Source organism: Mesorhizobium sp. M4B.F.Ca.ET.089.01.1.1 (assembly GCF_004022605.1).
GTDB classification, from domain to species: domain Bacteria; phylum Pseudomonadota; class Alphaproteobacteria; order Rhizobiales; family Rhizobiaceae; genus Mesorhizobium; species Mesorhizobium abyssinicae.
On the sequence record NZ_RZOS01001216.1, the window covers coordinates 1 to 590 of the forward strand.

Genomic DNA, 590 nt, shown 5'->3' on the forward strand with positions numbered 1-590 from the left:
CCAGAAGACGCTTGCGTTCAACGACTTCTACAATGCCGATCCGGAGACCGGATTTCCGCTCGGAAACGTCCAGTTACTCGGACACATTACGGGAAATATCCTGAAGGCCAACGCACCACTACTGCCGCGCTGGCTGGCCGGTCTGATAGCCCGCAATTGCTATGGCTGGTTCCTAACCAGCGAGGATCTGCCCAATCCCGACAGCCGCGTCACGGTCAGCAACGGCCGCATCGTCATGCATTGGGTGCGCAGCAACATGCGGGCGCACGAGACCCTCATCCGCAAGACGCGTCACGTCATGCGCAAGGCGGGCTTTCCCATCGTTCTCACCCGAACTTTCGGCAGGAAGACGACTTCGCATCAGTGCGGCACTGCCAGACTAGGGAACGATCCGCAGACGTCGGTCGTGTCGACCGATTGCCGTTCGCACGAAATCTCAAACCTCTACGTGACCGACGCTTCGGTACTTCCTACATCAGCGGCCGTTAACCCCGCACTGACCGTTGCGGCCCTCGCCATCAAGGCTGGCGCCGCCATCAAGCAGAGGTGACGGTGTCACCTCCCGCGGCAGAGAGGACGCCGCTGAAGGC

General features: G+C 60.8%; 1 protein-coding gene. It reads left to right on the plus strand.

Going from position 1 to position 590, the window contains the following annotated elements; all coding sequences use genetic code 11:
* The coding region (locus EN780_RS36840) for a GMC oxidoreductase (protein WP_133372987.1) at positions 1 to 550 on the plus strand (550 nt) is incomplete at its 5' end.
* Positions 551 to 590 lie beyond the last annotated feature (40 nt).